Annotated in this window: 17 protein-coding genes and 1 pseudogene; 7 read left to right on the top strand and 11 right to left on the bottom strand. The window is 66.4% G+C overall.

The window, feature by feature from the left end; translation table 11 throughout:
- Positions 1–1,695 (top strand): hypothetical protein, encoded by a 1,695-nt coding sequence (locus tag DDE13_RS10545; protein WP_111404045.1) that lies wholly within the window; start codon positions 1–3, stop codon positions 1,693–1,695.
- A gap of 90 nt (positions 1,696–1,785) precedes the next feature.
- On the opposite strand, the gene DDE13_RS10540 is transcribed toward DDE13_RS10545, so the two are convergent.
- The 9 genes and pseudogenes from DDE13_RS10540 to DDE13_RS23725 all read right to left on the bottom strand — a co-directional run.
- Positions 1,786–2,745 (bottom strand): cation transporter, encoded by a 960-nt coding sequence (locus DDE13_RS10540; RefSeq protein WP_111404044.1) that lies wholly within the window; start codon positions 2,743–2,745, stop codon positions 1,786–1,788.
- A gap of 145 nt (positions 2,746–2,890) precedes the next feature.
- Entirely contained in the window at positions 2,891–4,009 is a 1,119-nt protein-coding gene (locus tag DDE13_RS10535; protein ID WP_111404043.1) for a baeRF11 domain-containing protein, read from the bottom strand.
- Between the two features lie 95 nt (positions 4,010–4,104).
- Positions 4,105–5,031 carry a carbohydrate porin gene (locus tag DDE13_RS10530; protein WP_111404042.1) on the bottom strand — a complete coding sequence of 309 codons (927 nt, stop codon included), beginning with the start codon at positions 5,029–5,031 and terminating at the stop codon, positions 4,105–4,107.
- 212 nt (positions 5,032–5,243) lie between these two features.
- Positions 5,244–5,438 (bottom strand): hypothetical protein, encoded by a 195-nt coding sequence (locus DDE13_RS10525; protein ID WP_162630946.1) that lies wholly within the window; start codon positions 5,436–5,438, stop codon positions 5,244–5,246.
- Between the two features lie 245 nt (positions 5,439–5,683).
- Entirely contained in the window at positions 5,684–5,941 is a 258-nt protein-coding gene (locus tag DDE13_RS10520) for a hypothetical protein (protein ID WP_111404040.1), read from the bottom strand.
- 74 nt (positions 5,942–6,015) lie between these two features.
- Entirely contained in the window at positions 6,016–7,329 is a 1,314-nt protein-coding gene (locus DDE13_RS10515; protein ID WP_162630945.1) for a CoA transferase, read from the bottom strand.
- 663 nt (positions 7,330–7,992) lie between these two features.
- Entirely contained in the window at positions 7,993–8,790 is a 798-nt protein-coding gene (locus tag DDE13_RS10510) for a hypothetical protein (RefSeq protein ID WP_222626077.1), read from the bottom strand.
- A complete protein-coding gene (locus DDE13_RS10505) occupies positions 8,787–10,337 on the bottom strand; it encodes a CoA transferase (protein ID WP_235868666.1) in 1,551 nt (516 codons plus the stop codon). The genes DDE13_RS10510 and DDE13_RS10505 overlap by 4 nt, the downstream gene beginning before the upstream one ends.
- Before the next feature lie 13 nt (positions 10,338–10,350).
- Positions 10,351–10,455: pseudogene (locus DDE13_RS23725) on the bottom strand (twin-arginine translocation signal domain-containing protein); the annotation flags it as partial.
- 594 nt (positions 10,456–11,049) lie between these two features.
- On the opposite strand from DDE13_RS23725, the gene DDE13_RS10500 reads away from it, so the two are divergent.
- Positions 11,050–11,745 carry a helix-turn-helix transcriptional regulator gene (locus tag DDE13_RS10500; protein WP_111404037.1) on the top strand — a complete coding sequence of 232 codons (696 nt, stop codon included), beginning with the start codon at positions 11,050–11,052 and terminating at the stop codon, positions 11,743–11,745.
- A 23-nt stretch (positions 11,746–11,768) separates the two neighbouring features.
- Here DDE13_RS10500 and DDE13_RS10495 read toward each other — a convergent pair whose 3' ends face one another.
- Together DDE13_RS10495 and DDE13_RS10490 are read right to left on the bottom strand one after the other, a co-directional pair.
- Positions 11,769–13,580 carry an SLC13 family permease gene (locus tag DDE13_RS10495; RefSeq protein WP_111404036.1) on the bottom strand — a complete coding sequence of 604 codons (1,812 nt, stop codon included), beginning with the start codon at positions 13,578–13,580 and terminating at the stop codon, positions 11,769–11,771.
- 233 nt (positions 13,581–13,813) lie between these two features.
- On the bottom strand, positions 13,814–14,728 hold the full coding sequence (locus DDE13_RS10490) for a LysR family transcriptional regulator (RefSeq protein ID WP_111404053.1): 915 nt from the start codon (positions 14,726–14,728) through the stop codon (positions 13,814–13,816).
- 131 nt (positions 14,729–14,859) lie between these two features.
- Here DDE13_RS10490 and chvE point away from each other — a divergent pair, with 131 nt between their 5' ends.
- The 5 genes from chvE (at position 14,860) to DDE13_RS10465 (ending at position 21,470) form a co-directional block, all read left to right on the top strand.
- On the top strand, positions 14,860–15,915 hold the full coding sequence (gene chvE / locus DDE13_RS10485; RefSeq protein ID WP_111404035.1) for a multiple monosaccharide ABC transporter substrate-binding protein: 1,056 nt from the start codon (positions 14,860–14,862) through the stop codon (positions 15,913–15,915).
- Between the two features lie 125 nt (positions 15,916–16,040).
- Positions 16,041–17,561: a multiple monosaccharide ABC transporter ATP-binding protein gene (gene mmsA, locus DDE13_RS10480; protein ID WP_111404034.1), complete on the top strand. Its 1,521-nt coding sequence runs from the start codon at positions 16,041–16,043 to the stop codon at positions 17,559–17,561.
- Between the two features lie 10 nt (positions 17,562–17,571).
- On the top strand, positions 17,572–18,801 hold the full coding sequence (gene mmsB, locus DDE13_RS10475) for a multiple monosaccharide ABC transporter permease (RefSeq protein WP_111404033.1): 1,230 nt from the start codon (positions 17,572–17,574) through the stop codon (positions 18,799–18,801).
- Between the two features lie 3 nt (positions 18,802–18,804).
- Entirely contained in the window at positions 18,805–20,547 is a 1,743-nt protein-coding gene (araD, locus tag DDE13_RS10470) for an L-arabinonate dehydratase (RefSeq protein ID WP_111404032.1), read from the top strand.
- The gene (locus DDE13_RS10465; protein WP_111404031.1) at positions 20,547–21,470 is read left to right on the top strand and encodes a Gfo/Idh/MocA family protein; all 924 of its coding nucleotides are present in this window, start codon (positions 20,547–20,549) and stop codon (positions 21,468–21,470) included. Before araD ends, DDE13_RS10465 begins: the two co-directional genes overlap by 1 nt.
- Positions 21,471–21,482: the final 12 nt, after the last annotated feature.

The following is a 21,482-nucleotide window of genomic DNA, read 5'->3' as shown; positions in this document are numbered from 1 at the left end:
ATGACCGACAAGGCGGGACTGGCACGGTTCGGGGCGCTCGGTCCGGCCGAGATCGTGATGGTCGACGGTATCGGGACGGGCAAGTCCGACCGGATCGGTGCCGGGGGCCTGCCCGACGCGGGTGACGAGACCTGTCGCGTGCGCGCGGACCTTGTGCGCTTCCTGCTGCTCGGGCACCCCGACGCACCGCGCATGCACGAAAAGGGCCTGCGCCTGAGCGGGGCATGGATCACGGGCGTTCTGGACCTCGAAGGCTGCCGCGTGCCGCGCGACATCGGACTGCTCGACTGCCGGTTCGAGCGCACACCCGTCCTGCGCTCCGCGATCATCGATACGCTGGCCTTCGACGGCTCGGACCTGCCGGGCTTTGATGCCAACCGGCTGGAGGCGCGCGGCGACCTTCTGTTCCGCGGGGCCACCGTGCGCGGGCCGGTTTCCCTTACGGGCAGCCGGATCGGCGGCGATCTCGTGTTGGACGGCAGCACGCTGGACTACGCAGAGGGGTCGGCCTGTGTCGCGGAACGCTGCGCGGTGCGGGGCGGCGTGTTCCTGCGCGGGGCGACGGTCGCGGGCCGATTTGCCTTGCCCGGCGCGCGCATCGGCGGCGATCTGGACCTGACCGGGGCCACGCTCCACCGGGCCGATGGCATGGTTCTCGATTCCGATTCCGTGCAGGTCGAAGGCGATGTGGTGCTGCGCGTGGCCGTGATCACGGGCGGGGTTTCGCTCGTCACCGCGCAGGTCGGCGGGGATGTGAACCTCACCGGCGCGCAGATCTCCCACCCCGGCGACATGGCGGCGCATCTGGACCGCACAGTCGTGAAGGGCGCGCTGTTCCTGCGAAAGGGCGCCCGGATCAACGGGACGCTCAGTCTCAACGGCGCCAATCTCGGGGCGATCCTCGACGATCCGGCATGTTGGCCCGCCAAGGGTGACCTGCGTCTCAACCGCTGCCTTTACGGGGCGCTCTTGGGCGGCGCGATCGAGGCGCGCACGCGGCTCGACTGGCTGGCACGCCAGACCCCGGAACGCTGGGGCGAGGATTTCTGGCCGCAGCCCTATGAACAACTCGCTGCCGTTCTCGGCCAGATGGGCCATGACGAGGACAAGCGCCGCGTGCTGGTCACGAAGGAACGGCTAGCCCGCCGCGCCCGCCGCCGCCGCGCCCGCAATCCCCTTACCCGGCTGCGGCTGGCGCTGATCGACGGGTTGATGGGCCTGACCGTGGGCTATGGGCGCAAACCCCTGCGGGCCATGTTCTGGATCCTGCTGATCTGGGTCACGGGGACAGGTGTCTATGCGCATCTCGACGATGAGGGGGCGCTGCGCCCGAACGCGCCCGTGATCCTGCGCTCGCCCGAATGGGTGCTGTGCGCGACGCCCGCCGGAACAGGCACGACCCTCGCGTCGGTGGGGCAGAACCGCGAAGGCCTGGCGCGGCCCGCCGAGACGCAGCTCGCCTGCTATCGCCGCCAGCCCGAAGCATCGGCCTACCCGAAATTCAACGCGGCGATGCTGTCGGCGGATGCGCTCCTACCTGGCCTTGGTGGCGGGCAAGTGAATTACTGGTCGCCCGACACGCGGAGCGAAATCGGGAATGCAGGCAAGTGGTTCATGTATTTCCAGACAGCTGCGGGCGTGGCGCTCGGGCTTCTGGCCGTGGCCGGGTTCTCGGGGATCGTGAAGACGAATTGATACGCATGCGGCATGTTCCCCCGTTGGTGCGGACCACCCTGCCCACCGCCCGCGCCAGGTCGCCCGGAACCGGCGCACCGCGCGGCGGCATCAGCCGGGATCGAGGTCGTCAGGCCAGCGCCGGGTGAATTCCGTGACCAGCACGAACACGTCCGCGCCGGGCAGGACCTGCCGCACATCGGCGATCAGGCGCAGGTTCAGCCGGTCGATCTCGGCCGCCGTGATGGCGCGCAACGGATCGTAATAGACCGTCACGAGATAGGCGCGTCCGGTCTTTTGTACCGACACGTCGGTCAGCTTTCCCCCGTCGTCGGCGAGGGCGGGCCGAATGGCGCGGCGGGCGGCGGCGATGCTGTCGGGGCTGGCGGTCACACCGGCCAGCTGGCCGAGACCCTCGCGGAAATCCTGCATGTAGGTGCCGGTGGCCGCAAGGCACAGCAGCAGCAGGATGATCGAATCCCCGATCGGCACGATGGGCGCGAGCACGCTGTCCTGCCAAACGAAGATCGCGGCCATCCCGACGCCCGCCGCCGCGGTGATGATCCCGTCGAACAGCGCCGCCTTGCCTTCGAGCTTGAGGATCTCGCTGACGCGCCCGGTTTTCCGCCACGCATGGCGATGCGCCGCCCACAGCAGGAAACAGGTCGCCCCGACAACGCCGAAATAGACCATCATCGGCCCGAAATGCAGCGGTGCGGGCGCGATCCCGATGGCATAGTTGTAGATGTTCTTCACCGCCACCGACGCGGCGAACAGCACAACGCCCAGCAGCGACAGCGCTCGGAAGGTGGAAAAGATCGCCTCGTCCGCCGCGTATCCCAGCGGGCGCAGCTTGTCGGGGCCGTCCGCCACCCGCCGGCTGACGCGCCGACCCAGAAGCGCGGCGGCGAACCCGATGAGAGAGAACAGCCCATCGAGCATGATGGCGTTGGAATTGGCCAGCATGCCCGCCACGAGCCCGGCCAGACCCATGAAGACATTGCCCCACATGGACAGGGCAAGGGAGCGGTTTTCAAGCCGCCGCGCTGCTTCTTCCACGACACCGGTCATTTCCGGCCTCGCCTTGCATCCGCGCGCAGGACGCAGTTGCACAGGGTTGCCCCTGTCCGGGACCAGAACCGCCCATTCCCGTGCACACTACCGCGCCGCACCGGGCAACACCGCGCATCGCGATCCGTCATCCTGCGTCCGATCGTCAGACCGGGAAGCGCAGGATCGCCGCAAGGCTGCCCCCGCCCGGAATATCGGCCTTGCGGGCCGAGAAGATGCGCGCACCCGACTTCATGGCACGCGACACGATCTCGTCGATGATCCCGTAGCTGTCGGCCCCCGCCGCATCGGCGAAGGTCACGGCGCCGGTTTCCTCGTCCACCGTGCCGGGCACGACATCGTTCATGTCCACCACCAGCGTGTCGATCGCGCCAAAGGTGGCCGCGCGCGCCGCCTGCGCGATGTCGCCCGTGGCCCGGCCCTGGTTTTCGCGCGTGCGGTAAAGATCGGCGAGCGACGCGATGCGATCCGCGTGACGTTCATCGAGGATTTTGCGCGCCGCCGTGGCAAGTTCGTGATCAGGCGTCCGCTGGACGCTGCCCGCGATGACCTGCGCAGTGGTGTGCGGATAGCTCGACACCGCGCGATAGATGGACGCCAGCGGTTCGCTCGCCGCGACGATCAGCGGCCGTTCCTGCCCGGCCAGCAGCGGGCGCAATGCGCTGTCCACCGCCCGGCAATATCGGTTCATCAGGGCGTTCTCGCTCATGTTGCCAGTCTTGCCCATGGTGCCCTGTTCGAGATGCGTCTTCTTGCCGAGCGCATCGTTGAAATCGCTCGGCAGCCCGGGCACCTTGACCGTATCGGCCGGCAGGTCCGCCGACACCTCGATCAGGCGCACGTCGCCCACGCTGATCGCCAGCACATAGGCATCCTGCGGGAACGTCACCGACCGCAGCAGGGGCTTGAGATGGAACCGGTCGGACACCTGAACCATGGTCTCGAGCCGGCTCGGCAGGCGGAAGGTGCGCAGGAAATCCGGCGCGACGAACACGGCAAGCCCGTTGGCCTGCGTGGCCCAGAAATCGTCGTCTTCCACCAGAGCCTCGACCGCGTCCTCGATGGGCAGGATCGTGCGTTTGGCGGTGTCCACCGCCTGCAGCTGGCCGATTGCTTCGCGCAGCGCGTTCTTGAGTGCGATGCGGTCCGACTGCGTATCCTGGGTCACCGGGGTCGTCGGCAGGTAGATGGAAATCGCCGGGGCGCCGCGATGCGCGGCCAAGAGGTCGATTTCGGCGCGCGTCGGCAGGTCGATATGTAGCACTGTCTGTCCTCTTCGTTGGAATTTTTCTTTTTGATCATGCGCATGAAGTCAGTGGCGATGGCGCGCGCCTTGCGTCCCGCCTGCATGATACACCATCAGAAGACGACCCGGAACTTGAAGCTCGGGATGATGATCGTGTCAACGGTCGGGTTGAACGACGGGTCGTAGACGACCTGCACGCCCGGGGTTGCCGACAGGTTCGGCGTGACCTGCAGGCGCCAGTAGGTTTCGAAACCGTATTGGTCCCGCTGCGCGAGGCCGGGGATGATGTCCTTGATCGGGCGCGCGTACATGGCGCCGACAGCGATCTCGCCCCGGATCTGCAAGGGATTGAGATAGGCCACACCCGCCGTGGCAACGTGCTGATGCAACGTGCTTGAAATGCCGCCGCCTTCGGCAGTGTTGTATGTATAGCCGCCGAAGCCCACGATGCGGCCCATCTGCTTTTCGCCGTAGACACGGAAACCCCAGCCCGCCGCGTTCGGGGCGACATCCGGGTTCCGCGTGCTGCGTTCGTCCGCGTAGAACAGGTTGACATGGAGGTGGTCGAATTCGCCGTTCTCGCGGCGCCAGCGCTTGCCGACCTCCAGCCCGTAGAAGAATTGCCCTTCCTCGACAGTGCTCCAGTCGAACCCGTTCGCCGCCGGTTCGCCGTTCATGTCGTTGATCGTGCCGACGACGTAGACGCCGGGATCGGTCCGCGGTGCGGGCGTCCAGCGGAACGACGCCCCCAGCCCGAAGGTCGGCTGCGGGATCATGTCATGGAAAGCGAAGGGACTTGCGGTGAAGGACACCCGCGCATCCTTGAACCGCGAGAAGTTGTAGACCGCGGTCGGGATCATGTTGCCGATGCGGAAGCTGAAATTCGGCCCAAGCTGCTGTTCCCAGAACAGGTCTTCCACCCGCGTGTGGCCGTCCCAAGTCGTGAATTCATAGTTCGACCAGTTGGCACCGAGGTTGAGCCCGCCGAACTGGGCCGGAATGGCGTTGGTGCCGATGCTGTCGCGCCAGCCGATCCGCACGACCAGCCGATCCGCACGACCAGCCGCCCTTCGGTATCGGAGCCATTGTTGAGGGGTGTCCAGATGGCCTCCGCCGCCGCCCAGCCCCCGTTCGCGGTGTCGAAGGGGGACCCGGGCACGGTTTCCGTCGCATACTGGTAGAGTTGCTGGTAGCTCAGGCCGATCCGCAGGTTGGCGCGGTCGTCCAGCGATTGCCGCCACGCCTCGGCACCCTACCGACCGGGAAACTTGAAGTTGGGAAAGATCGGCCCGACCTCGGTCCGGCGCGGGGGCGGCGGGGGTTCCAGGTCCGACAGGACGGAGCCCGGCATCAGCAGGTCGCCCTCGGGGTTCACCACGACACCGTTCGCGGCCGATGGCGTGCCCTGCGCGGATGCCTGTCCGAAAACCAGCGCGGCCAGGGACAAGGCCCCGGCCGCCAACGCCCGTCCCGCGGCGCACGCGTGTCTGCGCCGCGGATTACTCCTCGTCCAAGTTCGATACATGCCTGTCCTCAAGCCCGCGCCTATTCCGTGCGCCCGACCGCGCCAATGGCGATCATCCGGGCGATCTGTTCATCGCTATAGCCAAGCTCGGCAAGGATCTCGGGTCCGGTGGCGCCAAGACGCGGCGCCGCCGTCGGTCGCGCGAAGGGCTGCCCGTCATAGGTGAACTATGTGGGCGCGAAGCATTCGTTCACCCAGCCGTCGCTTTCGCGGGCCTCGAAATGGACCGTGATGGTCGGCTCGTCCCGATGGCGGTCGGCAACCTGCCGGCAGGTCTGGACCGGTACGGCCGGAATGTCCTGCGCCGCCATCGCGGACAGCGCCTCGGCCTGCGTCATGCCGTCGAGATCGGCGCTCATGTCCCGATCCGCCTGCGCGAAGATCCAGCCGTCCGACAATTGATAGGTCCGCGCCCCTTCGGTCATGCCCGTCGCGAACGGACCGACCGCCGATGCGGGCGGCTCGCCTTTCTGCAGCGTAAGCTGCGTGAGCGTCGCGGCTACCGCAAGCGAGGTTTCCGCCGAGTCACCGGTCCCGTCATTGCGCGTCTCGCGGGCGTAAAGCGCTGTGACACCGGCCCAGGTGCCAAGATACCCGCACAAGTAATCCACCGCCGACGCCACACCGTGATAGCTGGGGACCCCGGCGCGCCGAACCGGTGCATGATGCCGGTCGTGCCCTGCTGCGCCGGGTCGTATCCCGTGTGGTTGTGCCGCGGTCCGAACCGTTCACCCCGCAGCGCGGTGATCTGCAAGCCGATGGCCCGCGGGTTGAGCGCGTGTAGCGACGCCGGATCGAGCCGGAGCCGCGCCATCTGCTGGTCCATGGCATTGTTGAGCACGAAATCGCTGCGGGCGGCGAGATCCCGAAGGACCTTCATCCTCTCCTCGGTGCGCATGTTGAGGATTATGCTGCGCTTGCCGCCGCCCGGTTCGCCGTTCCACGCGACGACGATGGTCACGGAATGGTTTGGCTCGGGCGGAACACTCTGGGCCACGCCCACGCCAAGCTCCGCGAACATGCACCCGCTGTTCGGTCCTGCGACCACGTTGCTCAGGTCCAGCATGCTCAACCCGGTCAGCGGCTTTTCCGATGGGGTCACACCGGTCGGTTCGGGCACAGGGGTGGCGCGTGGCGGCAGTGCATCGACCGGCTGGCCGACCCGCAGCCCTATGCCGATCTGCAGGTTGCCGGTCCCGATGACATCGGTGATGATGCGCGCCTCCCGCGCCTGCCGTTCCTGTTTCCATTCCGCGAAGGAGTTGATCCGCGTGATCGGCACGTCGTTGGCCACGAGAAACGCCTCGATCTCGGCGGCGGTGCGGCTGGCGAAGACAGGCTCCAGCCAGTCGGCGAGTTTCGAGGTCAGGTCGAACCGCAGCGCCAGCGAGTCCGCCAGGTTGTTGCGCGCGTATTCGATATTCAACGGATCGAAGGGGGACACATCGACCATGCCCCCGTCGAGTGCGCGATAGTAAAGATCGAATGCTTCCAGCATCCGACGCGTCAGGTGGCGGTTGGCACCCGCCAATGGCAGAACAAGCTGCCCGTCGGACGTGCGATAGGGCGCCGCCTGCGGGGCGAACCGCTGCTCCAGCCACAATTGCCACGCGGGATCTGCCGCGGCCTTCTGGGTGATCTCCACGAACTGCTCCGGGCTCAGGCCCGGCGGAAGGCCACCGATCTGGATCGGCTTGAGATGCGGCGGCAGCCCGTGCTCGGTGATCGTCAGCGCGCCGATGGCCGACAGCCCGCCCGCGATGCGCGAGGCGTGCACCTCCCCGCCCCAGCCCCGTGCGGGTGCGGTCCACAAGGGCCGCAGCGACGGCGATGGCGCCGTTCGTGGCGGCGTAGACGGAACAGAGCGGCAGCGGCGTATAGATCACCGGGCGGCCCAGCATCGGCCCGGTCACGGCCATATCGGTGAAGAATCCCACCAGCGCGTTCACCAGGTCCTCGCTGCAATCGGCGGGAAGGTGGCCATAGACCGCGTCGCCGGGCAGGGCCGCAACCACGCGCATGACGATTTGGTGCGGCTGGCGGTCCACTGGCGCCTCGCCGTCCACGATGATCACGTCCGCCGAGGACGTGTCGTCCACGGCGTCTGCGGGCACGATGAACTTGCCGCGATTGAAATAGGTGTTGTCAAGCCCCTCCACCGGCGGCGCGTCGGCGCGATAGACCTCTGCGCCCTGGTCCGCGAAAAGCTGCCCGGCCAGCCGCCCGGCCAGGGTCTGGCTCATTTCGATGACCCGCAGGCTTGCATAGGGCGACGGTCCCGCCGCGCCTTCGGGATCGCGGAACGGCTCGGCCCGCGCGTCGGATGCGATGCCGCCGCCGAGTGCGGCCCCGATGGCCCCGACGCCCGCGCCGAGCGCCCCGCGCCGCGTTATGCCCCTGCCGGTTCCCCAGTCCTTCTTCGTCATTCTGTTTCCCTCACAATGTCAGAAAGCGATGATTTAGACGTCGCCTGTGCCTATCTCAGAAGTTGAAGATTGATCCCGAAGAAGACCCCCCATTCCGGCTGGCCGGGTCCGTCGCGCCATACCGAGTATTGCGGCTCGAAGAAGAAGTTCGCGACAGTTCGTTCATACGGGACGACCTTGCCCACGCCCAATCCGACCGGTGTCGCGTAGTTGTCCGTCTTGAAATCGTACTGCCACACGCCGGTGGATCGCAGAACCCATCCATCGCCGAGTTGATAGATGCCGAAGGGCTGGAAGAAGGCGCGCTCCGCATCCGGCCTGTCGTCGTCCCCCGCGATGGATTGTTCGTAGACCAGCAGGTAGCCGAACTGGACCCGCGGGCTGTTGGCGTTGAACAGCACGTTGGCGATGCCGAGGTTCCATTTTTCTCCGCCAAGCCGCGTGTCGGTCGCCGTGGGCATCGTCAGGCTTGGCCCGATCCCGAAGGTCACCCTCGGATTGCCGGTATCGAACAGACGCGCAGCGAAGACGTTCGTATCGCCAAGCCCGGTGCGCTGGTCGAACCCCGGCCCCACCGGCTGCGTGGTCAGCGGCACCGTAGTGCGCGAGATCGAGGTGGACTCGCCGATGGTGAAGGGCTGGATCAGGCGGAAGTTCAGGATGTTCGCGTGTTCGTCCACGGTGGACAGGTTGCCGATGAACTGGTTCTGCAGGTTGAAGGACGTGAGGCTGCCGATGGGGTTGTTGGCCTGCACGCTGTCCTGTGCGTCGGCGCGACCGGAAAGGCCTGCCGCAAGGGTCAGGACGGCGAGGCAGCGGGCGACATCGTGCAGGCGTGCGCCCATCATCCCAGCCACCGCGGCAGATCGCTGCCACGCACCGTCAGGAACGGCTCCTGCAACCGTCCCGGCGTGCGTGACAGCTTCGCCAGCGGGGCAAGGCGCCTGATTTCGCCATAGGGGGACTGGAACGTGAACGTCTCGGGTTCGATCATCAGGTTCTCTTCGCCCGGAACGAAATCGGTCGTCAGGAACGTGCCGAGGCTGGCATACCACATCGCCGCGCGGGCGAAATTGACATGCACATGATAGCTGCCCCCTTCGGCCGCCTGCCGCCGAAGTGCAGCCAGCGCGCCCGCCGCCGCGAGGTAGCCGGCGATATGGTCGTTGAGCACGAAGGTCGGCGGGAAGAACGGGCGCGGGGCCTCGGCAGTAGAGTCCGCGAAGGACGGCCCGAAATACGGATTGCCGCCGGACCCTTCGGCATAGGTGAAGCCGGTCGTGCTGACGGCCTCCATGTCGAAGGTGCGCACGTCCTTCCACGGCCCGTCCCAGCTATAGCCGCGCAGGGTGACGTATACGACGCCGGGGCGCTTCGCGACGACCTCGTCCAGCCCGAAGCCAAGCTCTTCGATGCCCCGTCCCGCGAAGCCTTCGAACACGACATGGGCATCGGGGATCAGCGCGTTCAGCGCCGCGGCGTCGTTCTCCGTGCGCAGGTCCAGCGGCGCCGACCGCATGCCGATATTGACGTCGGTCCAAACCACTTCGTGCTCAAAGGACTGGTCGCGCATGATGTGCAAAAACTCGGCGCCGCATTCCGACAGGGTCCGGGCCGCGGTGGATCCGGCGATCACATGGGTCATCGCCAGCGCCTTGAGCCCCGACAGCGGCTGGGTCGGATCGCCCGGCCACGCGATCGGATCGGCCTCGCCCACCTTGCGGATGTCGATCAGCGGGCGCTGCGCGAGGAACGCACCCTCGGCGTGGACCAGCCATTCCGCCGTGGTGCGGTGCATGACCCCGACCACGCCGTTCTCGAACATCGCGGCCTCAAGATCTGCGGCATCCCAGCGCGCCACCGCCGCCGCGATGGACTCGCGCGTCGGATTGCATTCCAGCAGGTTGAGCGCACGCGCGTTCAGGTGCGGGTAGATCCCCGTGATGTTCATATGCCGCTCGTCCCGCGTCAGGAACGGCACGAAGGAGAACGGAAGCCCCAGCGGCGCCTGGTAGAACCGCCCGTTAATCGTCGGCGTGAAGGTGAAGCCGCGCGCCACGGGATCGTCAGGCGGCACCGCGCCCACTGCCAGCCGGTGCTGCATGATCGGCGTGATGATCGGATTGACGTTGTAGACGGCCTCGCGCAGGTCGATGGCCACGTCCTGACTTTCGCCGGTGCGCGCGCGCCAGATCGCGGCGGCCCCGACCGCGGCAGCCATCGCCGGCAGCGCCATGGACGCGCCGATGCGGAAATGGCTGCGCAGGATCGGGTCGCTGCCCGTGAATGTCACCGCGCCGCCGCCATCTTCGGCGCTGCCGCCGATATCGGCCATGAACCGCGCGAAGGCCACATCGATGTCGAAATCGGTCTGGGCGTGCCCGCGTCCCGCCAACCCGCCAGCGCCCACCAGCGCCCACCAGCACGGTCGCCGCGGTCGCGGTTTTCAGAACGTCACGACGCGAAATCCTGTGCCCTGTCCCGCCTGCATCCTTCGGTGTTCCCTGATGCATCACGTCGCACTCCAAGATGAAAACACATTCTATTCATGCATTTAGTCAGGCGCGCGTTCTGCAAGCGGGCAAGACCAGCCATGACGAAACGCTAGGCGGGCATGCGCGGGCCGCGCAATCTTGCGCGGATGGGCTGCAAAGAAATGGGACGTTCGGCAAATTCCCATGGTATTATGTGCTTGAGATACGGGCTTTAGGCCACGCGCACTGGCGGATGGGTTGCCCATCGACGGCATTCGACAGGAGCGGCCGCATGGACGGAAACGGAAAAGTGCCCGGTGCATCGCCTGATCGGATGCCCTCTATCGTCTTTTCTCTGGACGCGATCACCCCACCGGATCGGGTCGATGCGTTGAAGGCATTCTTCGGACCGACCATGCAGGTCGACCTGCCGCGCGACACATGGCTTTCCGCGACAGGTCGGCTTGAGATGTGGCAGCTTGGCGATGTTCTCGTGATGGATGGGTCGTCGCCGCTCGTGACACTATTTCGCAACCGGCGGCAAGTCGCGGCCGACGATCTCGACCACTGGATCCTGCGCGTTCTGCGCACGGGCAGGCTGACTTCGCTCTCGGGGGGTACGCTTACCGGCAGATGGCAAGGGACGTGGTGCTCGATTCCATGCGCGACACGTTCGACGATACCTGGACGGAGTCGAGCTGGGTCGCGTTCGTCTTCCCCCGCGAGGGATTCGAACATCTCGAATTCGTCGATCGCGCCGGCGGGCCTCTGAAGGGCGCCTGTGCGCAGCTCTTCGGGGAATTCGCCCTCGCACTGGTAGACACGCTGCGCACCGCCAGTACCGAGGAGCGCGCAGGTCTGGCGCATACCACTACGGCCATGATCCGCGCCTGTTTCCAGCGTCCCGTTGCACCTGGCACCGTATCGGCGGATGACATCGCACAGATGGACCGCGCCCGCGTCTACCGCACTATCCAGCTGCATCTTGCCTCGCCGCGGCTGACGCTGAACCGTATCTGCCAGCTTTCGGGGCTGTCCCGCTCGGCGCTGTACCGGCTGTTCGAATCCCATGGCGGCGTGGCGAATTACATTCTCGAAAGGCGGCTCGACGCGGTGATGCGCGACCTGAGCGATCCGGCGCTGGCCAGCCGGAGCATCGCGAACATAGCCGAATCCCGCGGGTTTCACAGTGCCGCGGCCTTCAGCCGGACCTTTTCGCGCCATTTCGGATGTTCACCGCGTGACGCGCGCAAGGCGCTGCTGGTCGGCGCGCTGGTTCAAAGGGGCGTCATCGACCGAACGGGAACGTTCAGGGATCTGCTCGGGTAATTCCCCGAGACGGCGCCGCATCGTCAGAACGGCCAGATCAGCGGCACCAGGAAAACGCTGAGGATGAAGAACCAGATCATCATCGGCAGGCCGAACTTCCAGTAATCTCCGAACCTGTAGGCGCCCGGTTCCATGATCATCAGGTTCGTCGCCGTGGCGACGGGCGTCAGGAACGCACCCGCGGCGGCGACGCAGACGCACATCAGGATCGGCTGCGGCGACAGCCCCATCTGCTGGGCCGTGACCACCGAGATCGGGATGACGATGAGCGATGTCGCGGTGTTGGATATTACCTGTCCCAGAACGGCCGTCAGCACGAACAGCCCCGCCATGAGCGCATAGGGCCCCGCCTCCCCCACCGTGGACACGAGCCAGTCGGCCAGCAATTGCGCGGCCCCGGTCTGCTGCATCGCCGTCGACAACGGCATCATCGCGCCCACAAGGATCACCGTGGTCCAGTTGATCCCGCGATAGACCTGATCGACGCTCAGCACGCCGCCGATCAGGATGATGCCCGCGGCCACAAGCCCGGCAACGGCGGGCGGCACGAATCCGGTCGCCAGCAGCACCACCATGAGGATCAGCGCGCCGATCACGATATGCGCCCCCTTCCCCATGGGCACGGCCTGCCGCCGCACGAGGTCTGGTGCGTTCACGACCAGAACCTCGGCCTGGTTCAGCCGCGTGTCCAGCGCCGCCCATGTCCCCTGCAGCAGCATCGTGTCGCCCGCCGCCAGCGGTTCGCCCGCTTCCAGATCCGCACCCTGACGCTGGATCGCGATCACGATCAGATCGCCGCTTTCGGTCACCATGCCGGGAAAGAACGTCTCCCCGATCAGCGGGGAGCGGGGCGGGATCAGAACCTCGGCCAGCCCGGAAGAGCGGTTGAACAGCATGTCCGCCATGCCGCCGCCACGCGTGCCCGTTTCGTCCCGAAAGGCCAGCCCAGCATCCACGGCGACCGCTGCCACGGCCTCGCCCGGACCGCGCAGGATGATCACATCGCCCTCGACGATGCGCCCACCGCGTTTCTTGTCGCCCTGCGCGTCCTGCACGGTGACAAGGGCCAGCCCGTCGATGTCGAACCGCCCGATGCTGCCACGCTCGCGTCCGATCAGGTCGGACCCGGCACGAACCCGCAGGTGGTGGATGTCACTGACGAGCCGGTACTGTTCCACCAGCGTCGTGGCGTGCCGGCTGAGATCGGGGGGCAGCGTCTTGCTGGTGCGTTTCGGCAGCAACCGTTCGCCGAACAGCACGGCGATGACGATGCAGCCCAGCACCAGCGGCACACCCACAAGCGCGAACTCGAAATAGCCGAAGCCGCCCGCACCCGCATCGACCGAGGCATCCATGACCAGCACGTTCACGGGCGACCCTGTCAGCAACAGTTTCGATCCCGCATGCGCCCCGAACACCAGCGGCATCAGCAACTGCCCCGGCGACCGCCCCAAGCGGATCGCCATGACGACAATGACCGGCAGCAGCGCAGCCACTGCACCGTTCACGCTGATGAGCGCCGTCAGGCATGCGACGAATCCCATCATCAGCACGATCAGGCGCGACCGGCTGTCGCCCGCATGACGGATCAGGATCTGCCCGGCCCATGCCGTCACGCCCGAGATTTCCAGCGCGGCACTCACCACGAAGAGCGAGGCGATGAACATCACCGCCGGGTCGCCGAATCCTGCAAGGCTCTGGTCGAGGGTCAGAACGCCCGTCGCCCAGAGCGACAGGGCCGCCGCGACGCAGACCGCGATGACCGGGAATCGGTCCCAGACGAACAGGACAATGACACCGGCGATGACCGCGAAGACGATCAGGATGTCACTCAAGACCCACGCCTCCGGCAGCGTCGCCCGACACGGCTTTACTCACGGCGCTGGACGGTCAAGGCGTTGCGGCATGGGCAGGGGACACTCCGGCTTGCCGATGCTCCCCGGGGCTTGCCCGGAAAGACGGCGGCGTCACGATCAGTTGGCGCCGCAAGCGTGATGCAAGGCGCCCGCGAAGGCAAGCGCACAGCCGCCGCCGGGGCACGCGCGGGCGCGTCGGCCTGCCGTGGCGTTCAAAGCCGGCGCAACACCTCGTCCAGAAGGTTCTCGGCGACCGGCGACAACTGGCGATGGCGGATCTGCAGAACGAGGAACGACGACACCGCGATATCCTCGTCCGTCTCGATGACCGTGAGATCGGATTTCCGCTTCGTCAGCATCTCGGCCACTTCCCGTGTCTGGGGCGCGATCGCGTCCGACCCGGTCACGAGGCTGAGCGCGATGAGCAGCGACGAACTGTTGGTGATCCGGGCGGGCGTGCGCAGGCGGTTTCCCAGAAAGGCGTTCTCAAGCGCCTTGCGGATCGGGGACCCCGGTTCCTGTATGACGAACTCGAACGGCAGCGTTTCGGCCAGCGACACCCGGCGCCCCGCCAGCGGGTGCGACGCGCGCGCGAGAAGACAGACATTCTCGCGCCGTCCGGGATAGGCTTGGTAGGCGCGCGTATCGGTTTCGAACCCGATCCGTGCGAGAACGAAATCGAAGCGCCCTTCCTCCAGCCCGCGGATCAGCGTCGCCGACGGCGCGACCTCGATGGTGGGGCGGATGTCCGGCATCCGCGCGCGCAGCCATGTCAGCGCGGGGACCAGCACGCCGACCGCCGGGCCCGTGACCGCGCCCACGCGGACAGCCCCCGCGGTCCCGTCGCGCAATTGCGCGATCTCGCCCGCCAGCGTTTCGACCTCGGCAAGGATCACCCGTGCATGGCGCACGAAGGCGACGCCCATGGGCGTGGCCGCCATCCCCTTGGGAAGCCGCTCGAAGAGCGCGCCGCCCGCATCGGATTCGATCTCCGACAACATGCGCGAGGCCGCCGGTTGCGACATGCCCACCGCATCGGCCGCCAGTTGCAGCTTTCCATTGTCGTGTATGGCGCGGATCAACCGCAGATGCGCGGGCTTGAGCCGGTAGGCAAGCGAATGGACCATGCCAATCATCATACCGCAAATGCTATGCTGATTGCCATTGATTGCATTAGCTTGTTATGACGTTTTTTTCTAACCTCTTGTCGCAGGGCGCCGCCGGATCAAGAGAGCGCGCGCCTTCGGAGGAGGAAGATATGACCCTTAAATCCATTCTCGTCGGCACGGCGCTTGCCACGACACTCGCAACCGGCGCGTTCGCCGAAGGCCTTGTCGGGATCGCCATGCCCACCAAGTCGTCCGCCCGCTGGATCTCGGACGGCGAGTCGATGGTCCAGCAGTTCGAAGCCGCGGGCTACGAGACGATCCTGCAATACGCCGAGGACGACATTCCCAACCAGTTGGCGCAGATCGAGAACATGATCACCAACGGCGTGGACGCGCTGGTGATCGCGGCCATCGACGGCACCACCCTGTCGAACGCGCTGGAGAACGCCCATTTCGCGGGGATCGAGGTCATCGCCTATGACCGCCTGATCCGCGACAGCGAACATGTGAGCTACTACGCGACCTTCGACAATTTCAAGGTCGGCGTGCAGCAGGCCGAAACGCTGGTATCCGGCCTGGAAGAGCGCTTCCCCGACGCCGAGACCTGGAACGTGGAACTGTTCGGCGGCTCGCCCGACGACAACAACGCGTACTTCTTCTACGACGGTGGCATGAGCGTGCTTCAGCCGCTCATCGACAGTGGCAAGGTCAACATCGTGTCGGGCCAGATGGGCATGGACACGGTGGGCACCCTGCGCTGGGACGGCGCCGTGGCGCAGGCCCGCATGGATAACCTGCTGTCGGCGCATTACACTGACGCGCAGGTGCATGGTGTCCTCTCGCCCTATGACGGGCTTTCCATCGGCATCCTGTCCTCGCTCAAGGGCGTGGGCTACGGGTCCGGCGGCGTGGCGATGCCGATCGTCACCGGGCAGGACGCCGAAGTGCCTTCGGTCAAGTCGATCCTTGCGGGCGAGCAGTATTCGACGATCTTCAAGGACACGCGCGAACTGGCCCGCGTGACCGTGGGCATGGTCGAAGCGCTGCTGGAAGGCGGCGAACCCGAGATCAACGACACGACGACGTATGACAACGGCGTCAAGGTCGTGCCGTCCTACCTGCTGGAACCGCTCAAGGTGACGGCGGACAACTGGGAAGAGCGGCTGATCGAAACCGGCTACTACACGTTGGACCAGATCCAGTAAACGCCGGCTATCTCGGCGCCCTACCCGGTCCGACACCGGTCCGGCGGATCGGCCTGCCCCGTGCAGTGCCGGTCCGCCGCCCCGCCGGCACGGCGGCGAGTCCCAACATTCGTGAGGATGCTGCAATGCAGGACGCGCTTCTGGAGATGCGCTCCATCACCAAGACATTTCCCGGCGTCAAGGCGCTCGACGACGTGTCGCTGAAGGTGAGGAAGGGCGAGATTCACGCCATCTGCGGCGAAAACGGCGCAGGCAAGTCCACGCTCATGAAGGTGCTGTCGGGGGTCTATCCGGCGGGCAGCTACGAGGGTGAGATACATTACGACGGCGCGCTCGCCGCGTTCCGCGACATCACGGACAGCGAAGCGCGGGGCATCATCATCATCCACCAGGAGCTCGCGCTGGTGCCGCTGCTGTCCATCGCCGAGAACCTGTTTCTCGGCAACGAGAACGCGACCGGCGGCGTGATCGACTGGCGCGCGACGAACCGCCGGACGGAGGACCTGCTGCGCAAGGTCGGCCTGCACGACGCCCCGACGACCCGCGTCGAGAAACTGGGCGTCGGAAAGCAGCAACTGGTCGAGATCGCCAAGGCGCTGGCCAAGGACGTGCGCCTTCTGATCCTCGACGAACCGACATCGGCCCTGTCCGAAAACGACAGCCAGGCGCTTCTGGACCTGATGCTCGAACTCAAGGCACAGGGCGTCACGCAGATCATCATCAGCCACAAACTGAACGAGGTGCGGCGCGTTGCGGACACGGTGACCGTCATCCGGGACGGCCAGTCGGTCAGCAGCTTCGACGCCGCGGAGGGGATCACCGAGGACCGGATCGTGCGCGACATGGTCGGCCGGTCGATGGAAGCACGCTATCCGCAGCGCACGCCGCGGATCGGAGACCGGATCATGCGGGTGGCCGACTGGTCGGTGCACCATCCCGAACATGCCGACCGGCAGGTGATCCGCAATGTCGGTTTCGACGTGCGCGCGGGCGAGGTGGTGGGCATCGCGGGCCTGATGGGCGCGGGCCGGACGGAGCTGGCCATGTCGATCTTCGGGCGAAGCTGGGGGCAGAAGATCACCGGCACTGTGGAGATGCACGGCACGCCGGTGGATGTGTCGGATGTCGGCCGCGCGATCGCGGCGGGGCTGGCTTATGTGACCGAGGACCGCAAGAGCCTCGGCCTGATCCTGGACGAGACGATCACACGCAACATCACGCTCACCAACCTTCCACGCGTGGCGCGCGGCGCGGTCCTGAACAGCCATCTCGAAACCGAGGTGGCCGAGAAGTATCGCAAGGACCTGGGCATTCGCACGCCGGGTGTCTTTCAGAAGGTCGTCAACCTGTCGGGCGGCAACCAGCAGAAGGTCGTCCTGTCCAAGTGGCTGTTCGCCGGGCCGGAGGTGCTGATCCTCGACGAGCCGACACGCGGCATCGATGTCGGCGCGAAGTACGAAATCTACGGGTTGATCAACGACCTCGCTGCCGAGGGCAAGGGCGTCGTCATGATCTCGTCGGAAATGCCCGAACTGCTGGGCATGTGCGACCGGATCTACGTGATGAACAAGGGCGCCATCGTCGGCGAACTGCCGGCTGCCGAGGCCAGCCAGGAGCGCATCATGTCGCTCATCGTGAACGAATAGGAGACGAGCCATGTCTGTTGCGGAAACCAACTCTGACGGCGCAGCGCGCCCGGCCGGCATCGGCGCCTATCTGACCGCGCATCTGCGCGAATACGGGCTGCTCTTCGCGCTGATCGCCGTCATGGCGTTCTTCCAGATCGTCACGGGCGGCACGCTGCTGCGGCCCATCAACCTGACCAACCTGCTGCTCCAGAACAGCTATATCGTCATCATGGCGCTGGGGATGCTGATCGTCATCGTGGCGGGGCATATCGACCTGTCGGTCGGCTCCGTCATGGGGTTCATCGGCGCGCTCGCGGCGGTGATGATCGTGAACTGGGAAATGTCCATCGGCATCACGATGCTGACCTGCGTGGTCGTGGGCGGGATCATCGGCGGCGCGCAGGGCTATTGGGTCGCCTACTGGAAAATCCCGTCCTTCATCGTGACGCTGGCCGGGATGCTCGTTTTCCGCGGCCTGTCGCTGTGGCTGCTGGAGGGGCAGTCCGTCGGACCGTTCCCGCGGGAATTCCAGGTGATCGCCAACGGGTTCGTGCCCGACATCCTGCCCGGCGGCGACACGCTGGGGGCACTTGTGGGTGCGCGCAACTTCAACGTCCTCGCCTTCTGCACGGGGCTGATCGCCGCCGCGTGGGTGGTCTGGTCGGCGCTGCACCAGCGCGCCCGCAACCGCGCTTACGGGATCGAGGACGAACCGCAGGTGTTCTTCGTCGTGCGCACCGCGATCGTGGCCTTCGCGCTGGTCTTCATCCTGTACAAGCTAGCCACTTTCCGCGGCCTGCCGAACGTGCTGCTGACCATGGGCGTGCTGACCGTGATCTACGCCTTCATCACTGAACGCACCGTGCTGGGGCGCCGCATCTATGCGCTCGGCGGCAACCAGAAGGCGGCGAAGCTGTCGGGCATCAAGACCGAGCGGCTCACCTTTCTGGCCTTCGTGAACATGGGCATCCTGGCCGCGGTCGCGGGCCTTGTCTTCGCGGCACGGCTGAACACGGCGACGCCCAAGGCGGGCTTCGCGCTGGAACTGGACGTGATCGCGGCGGTCTTCATCGGCGGCGCGTCCATGTCGGGCGGGGTCGGCAAGATCGTCGGCGCGGTCGTTGGCGCGTTCCTGATGGGGGTTCTCAACAACGGCATGTCGATCATGGGCATCGGCATCGACTACCAGCAGATGATCAAGGGGCTTGTGCTGCTCGCCGCCGTCATCTTCGACGTCTACAACAAGCAGAAGGGCTGACGCATGGCTTTCCGACCGGCCGCATGGCCCCGCAAGCTGCGATCGCAGGAATGGTATGGCGGCAGCACGAAGGACACGATCTATCACCGTGGCTGGATGAAGAACCAGGGCTACCCGGACGACATGTTCGACGGGCGCCCGGTCATCGGCATCCTCAACACGTGGTCCGACATGACGCCCTGCAACGGGCATCTGCGGGAACTGGCCGAGAAGGTGAAGGCGGGCATCTGGGAAGCCGGCGGGTTCCCGATGGAGGTGCCGGTCTTCTCCGCCTCCGAGAACACGTTTCGCCCCACGGCCATGATGTTCCGCAATCTCGCCGCCCTGAGCATCGAGGAACAGATCCGCGGCCAGCCCATGGACGGCTGTGTGCTGATGGTGGGCTGCGACAAGACCACGCCCTCGCTGCTGATGGCGGCGGCATCGTGCGACCTGCCGTCCATCGTCGTCACGGGCGGGCCGATGCTGAACGGCTGGTTCCAGGGCGAACGCGTCGGTGCGGGCACGCATCTGTGGCGCTTTTCCGAGGCCGTGAAGGCCGGGGAGATGACGCAGGACGAATTCCTCGATGCCGAGGCGGCGGTGACGCGGTCGTCGGGAACCTGCAACACCATGGGCACCGCGTCGTCCATGGCGTCGATGTCCGAGGCGCTGGGGATGGCGCTGTCCGGCAACGCGGCGATCCCGGCGGTGGACAGCCGCCGCGGCGTCATGGCGCAGCTGTCGGGCCGTCGCATCGTGCAGATGGTCAAGGACGACCTGAAACCGTCCGACATCCTGACCCGCGACGCGTTCGAAAACGCGATCCGCACCAACGGCGCGGTCGGCGGATCGACCAACACGGTCGTGCACATGCTGGCCATCGCCGGCCGGGTCGGGGTGGACATCACGCTCGATGACTGGGACCGCTGCGGGCGCGACATAGCGACGATCGTGAACCTGCAGCCGTCGGGCAAGTACCTGATGGAGGAGTTCTTCTACGCGGGCGGGCTTCCGGTCGTGCTGAAGCGGCTTGCAGAGGGCGGCAAGCTGCACCGCGACGCGCTGACGGTATCGGGCCGGTCCATCTGGGACGAGGTCAAGGACGCAAAGAACTGGAACGAGGACGTGATCCTGCCGCTCGACCGGGCACTGACGCAGACGGGCGGCATCGCCGTGCTCAAGGGCAACCTGGCACCGAATGGCGCGATTCTGAAACCCTCCGCCGCGTCGCCGCACCTGATGCAGCACCGGGGCCGGGCCGTCGTGTTCGAGGATATCGACGACTACAAGGCCCGGATCGAGGACGACGCGCTCGATATCGACGAAACCTGCATCATGGTGCTGAAGAACTGCGGCCCCAAGGGTTATCCCGGCATGGCCGAGGTCGGCAACATGGGCCTGCCGCCCAAGGTGCTGAAGAAGGGCATCAAGGACATGATCCGAATTTCGGACGCGCGCATGTCGGGCACCGCCTATGGCACCGTGATCCTGCACACCGCGCCAGAGGCCGCGGCGGGCGGGCCGCTCGCGGTCGTGCAGACCGGCGACATGATCGAGGTCGACGTGGAAAACCGCAGGCTGCATCTGGATATCTCCGATGCGGAACTGGCCGAGCGGCTGGCCCGCTGGGTACCGACCCATGACCGGCCCGACAGCGGATACGCATGGCTGCACCAGAGCCATGTCGAGGGCGCGGATACCGGCGCGGATCTCGATTTTCTCAAGGGGTGCCGCGGGGCGCCGGTCGGAAGGGACAGTCACTGATGAAAGTCGCACTTGTGGGCATCGGCAAGATCGCCGTCGATCAGCACGTTCCCGCCATCGCGGGCAGCCCCGACTGGGACCTGGCAGCCACGGTCAGCCGCCACGGGTCCGTCGACGGGGTAGAGGCTTTTTCCGATCTCGGGGCGATGCTGGCGGGGCGGCCCGACATCCGGGTGGTGTCGCTGTGCCTGCCGCCGGTCCCGCGGTTTGACTACGCGATGCAGGCGCTGGCAGCCGGACGGCATGTCATGCTGGAAAAGCCGCCCGGCGCGACGCTGGCGGAGTGCCATGCGCTTGAACGCGCGGCCGGCGCGGCGGGTCTGTCGATCTATGCGACCTGGCATTCGCGAGAGGCCGACATGGTCGCCGCCGCGAAAGCGTGGCTTGCGGACAAGACCCTGCGCAAGCTGACCGTCACCTGGAAGGAAGACGTGCGCCGCTGGCATCCCGGCCAGGCGTGGATCTGGGAACCGGGCGGGCTTGGCGTGTTCGATCCGGGCATCAACGCGCTGTCCATCGTGACCGAGATCCTGCCGGACGAAATCCATGTCACGCAGGCTACGCTGGACGTGCCCGAAAACTGCCAGACGCCCATCGCGGCGCGCATCCGGTTTCACCATCCGTCTGGCGCCGACGTGTCCGCCGTCTTCGACTGGCGGCAGGAAGGCGACCAGACCTGGGAAATCGAGGCGGTGACCGGCGCGGGCACGCTGACCCTGCGGGATGGCGGCGCGCTGATGCAGATCGACGGCACCACATCGGGCGAAGCCGCGCCGCTGGCCGGGGAATACCCGCGCCTTTACGCGAAGATGGCGCAGCTCGTGTCGCGTGGCGGCATGGACATGGACCTGCGCCCGATGACGCTGGTGACCGATGCGCTGGCGCTTGGGGAACGGATGCGCACGGACGCATTCGTGGAATAGGGCGGGCCGCCC

The sequence above is a fragment of the Meridianimarinicoccus zhengii genome (assembly GCF_003254465.1).
Taxonomy (GTDB): Bacteria; Pseudomonadota; Alphaproteobacteria; order Rhodobacterales; family Rhodobacteraceae; genus Meridianimarinicoccus; species Meridianimarinicoccus zhengii.
This window is presented reverse-complemented; position numbering and strand designations above follow the sequence as displayed.